The organism is Wolbachia pipientis (assembly GCF_023661085.1).
Lineage (GTDB): Bacteria > Pseudomonadota > Alphaproteobacteria > Rickettsiales > Anaplasmataceae > Wolbachia.
In genome coordinates, this window is record NZ_JAHDJT010000139.1 from 1 (window position 1) to 3,063 (window position 3,063).

Consider the following 3,063-nt stretch of genomic DNA (forward strand, 5'->3'; position numbering starts at 1 on the left):
GGAAAAAGACTGGTAAAGAGATTCGAATTGTTCATTATTTGATAAGCGATAAAATATATAAAACTACAGCTGATAACGAAGAGGTTAAAAGTTTAAATAACCTCTCATTGTTACACAAGCTTGCTCATTACCTTTTAACATATTATTGTTATGGAAATGAGGAAAATGGAAAGTTAGCTGCTGAGTTTTTGCATATTAACTCATTGAACAAAGAATGCGCATTAGCATTGTTAATTCAAGTAATTAATTCATATTCAAGCTATATAGAAAAGGAATTCCAACCTGAAAAGGATTTTTATGAGAAAATTACAGAAATGCAAATGGAGTTTTTTAAAACAATGAAGGGTTTATGTGACGAATTTTGTAAAAATCTGGGTCAATATCACGAGCAATTTTTCAAGACAGATTTGGAACTGCATAAAGAAAACTTAGAAATACATAAACAAATCCACAAGCAAAATTCAGAGTTTTATCAACTAGCTTCAGGGTTTTTAGCAAGACGTTTAGAACGCAAAGAAGCAAACATCGCACAAATGGACGAAATGTTAAATGAAAAAGTGCATAAAGGTATTAATGATGAACAACAATGTCAACCCAACTGTAGCCAACAACAACCTGCAACCCAAGTGTGTGGTCAGCCAGGCCCAAGTTGTGAGTTAGATGATGTACCACCAATATCACGTGTTCATTCGTTTCATTCTGGCTATAGCGGCAGTAGCAATTTATAAAATTGTTAATCTGGCAAGTTTTTTGCATATCTGCCTATGAATGACGTAGGTGAGAGTAAGTAATACATGGTTAAAAATTTAATGATCTTTCTGAGTATGTTATCTTGCTTGAATCTTATGATTTTTTGGATATACTCTGTTACATTGGATTCAAACAAGGCTGAGCGGTAAGTTGTTCCACCTCTTCTACTTTTTCGAATTTGGTATTTGGCTTTATAGCATTATACAGGGCAAAACCTATACAAATCAACCCAACTATTCCGCCAATTACCGCTACAACGTGCATTTCCAGGATATACAACGCAACACTAGCCGCTAATAATGCCGTACCAATGAAACCAGCTAGGATTGCTTGTCTTTGCTGCGTTGTTTTTGTTGATGGTTTTTCTTTTGCAGCATTACATGGCTTTATTTCGGCTAAAGAGAGGCTGTCAGAGGTGTTTGGCTCTTGCACAGTAGTTTCTTCGACATTGTCAACTATAGGAGTATTTTGATCTTCTATTGCTGTTATATTGCTATTGTCGCATGATTCAGCTATGGTAGCAGTTTCTGTTGCAACAGTCGAAGGTAGAATTTGCTGTTCTATGGTTGTTTCTACATTAAGAATACTTTCTGAAGGTTTTTCGATCTCCTCTAAAAAGTCCTTACTGCTGGAGGCGTTCGGCTCTTTTGAAGCAGTGGTACCCTTCCGATTTTTGAACTTTTTAGTAATAGCTTTTACTATTTTTTCGGTGTTATCATGATGTTTCTCCTTTAAAATGTGTTGTGGTAGTTGAAATAGCAAACCGGTCCAGTTGCCTAGTTTGGTGCTTTCCTTCAATTGAAGGTATCTTGCTGTTTGAGATGTCTTTTTTGTAAGTCTGCTTCTAAATTACTAGTGACTGCTGAGTGAACTTAAGATAGACTGCTTAGACTTTAATACTTGCTCTTCACCATGGACAATGCGTTGATAAATAATTTCTAACTCTTCCTTTGAGCATTCTTTTTTTAAGAACCTGAAAGCAGATGCGGCAAGGTATTCTCTATTTTCTTCAAATGCCAGCCAGTAACGGTCTTCTTGCTCGCATACAAAACTCGTTGTGTTAGAACCAGCAAAAATATCTAAAATAATATCTCCCGGTTGTGTTAGAAACCTAATAAAAAATTGAGGTAATTTAGCTGGGAATCTAGCTGGATGCTCTTTTACACCTAGTTGCTTACATGCAGCAAAATACTGGCTGTTAGATTCTGAATTGGGAATTTGCAAAAGATTTGATGGAACAGCTCCTCCATTATCTTTACTAAAGCTACTACCAATATTATGTCCTGATGGTCGTTCTTTTGGAGTATAATAAGCCTTTAGGTTCTCGATAAGTTTTTTCATGCGGCAACTGTATTCCACTAGCACTTTTGTGACATCTGCTTTAGGCCACTCGGTCTTGCTGAACCACCATACTGTATTCACAGAATCTTTTACTCTGATTTTTCTCTTATTTACCCATTCAATTGGACTTGGTAATTTAGAAGGATTATACCAATAGAAATCTTCTGCAAGGAAAAAGCCTATATCGTCGCAGAAATGCATAAGCACTCTAAAATTATATAAACTTCTCGATAGCACGCCTTTTTCATAAGCCCCACCTAGATCAAGTACAAAACTGCCAGTATCTTTGAGTTTGCTATGTACTAATTTTGCAAATTGACTAAGCCATGCAACATATTCCGCTTGGGATTCATTTCCGTATTCTTTTTTTCTTTGCAAAGCAAACGGTGGACTGGTTATTACGAGATCCAAGCTATTATCTGGTAATTGCGACAATAGGTTACGAGAGTCTCCACAGTATGCAGCTCCCATATCTGTAGTATATGTGGGTTTATTACTAAATTTAAAGTTTTCCAATATGTGTACCATTGGAATTCTTGAATTTTACTGAATTGATTGGTAGTTTTAAGGCACCTGCTACTTAAATTTAGGTACCCATTAAGTAGTTGGAAATAACAAACCGGTTCAGTTGCCTACCCCATAAGTTTGGTACTCCCTTTTAATCATAAGGTACCTTGCTGCTCGAAATATTTTCCCTATAAGAATTTAGCTTACCTTTTACATCGGCTTATTTAAGCAGCACAGCACGATTTACCTTTTTTGGGATGCAGAAATTTTCTAGGAATTGTTCTTTTAAACTCTAAGATATTTTGTTCAACATTAGAACAGGAATCAGAGAACTTGTATTTGGCGTACTACTGTTTAATTTTTCGCGCTATGTGCACTGCATGTCTTTTTAAAACTTCGGGTTCTTACCCATACAAGCTGAAACGCGCTTATAAGTCGTTTAAGACATCACCCAACGCCGGATTT

At 36.1% G+C, this 3,063-nt stretch carries 3 protein-coding genes; 1 reads left to right on the plus strand and 2 read right to left on the minus strand.

From position 1 onward, the window contains the following. Positions 1–728, plus strand: a 728-nt coding sequence (locus DM84_RS05565; RefSeq protein WP_250778978.1) for a hypothetical protein, incomplete at its 5' end; no start/stop codon positions are given. Positions 729–867: 139 nt separating this feature from the next. On the opposite strand, the gene DM84_RS05570 is transcribed toward DM84_RS05565, so the two are convergent. Beyond that, positions 868–1,548, minus strand: a complete 681-nt coding sequence (locus DM84_RS05570; protein ID WP_250778980.1) for a hypothetical protein — start codon at positions 1,546–1,548, stop codon at positions 868–870. Positions 1,549–1,602: 54 nt separating this feature from the next. Further along, positions 1,603–2,619: a DNA-methyltransferase gene (locus tag DM84_RS05575; protein ID WP_284706153.1), complete on the minus strand. Its 1,017-nt coding sequence runs from the start codon at positions 2,617–2,619 to the stop codon at positions 1,603–1,605. Between the last annotated feature and the right edge of the window lie 444 nt (positions 2,620–3,063).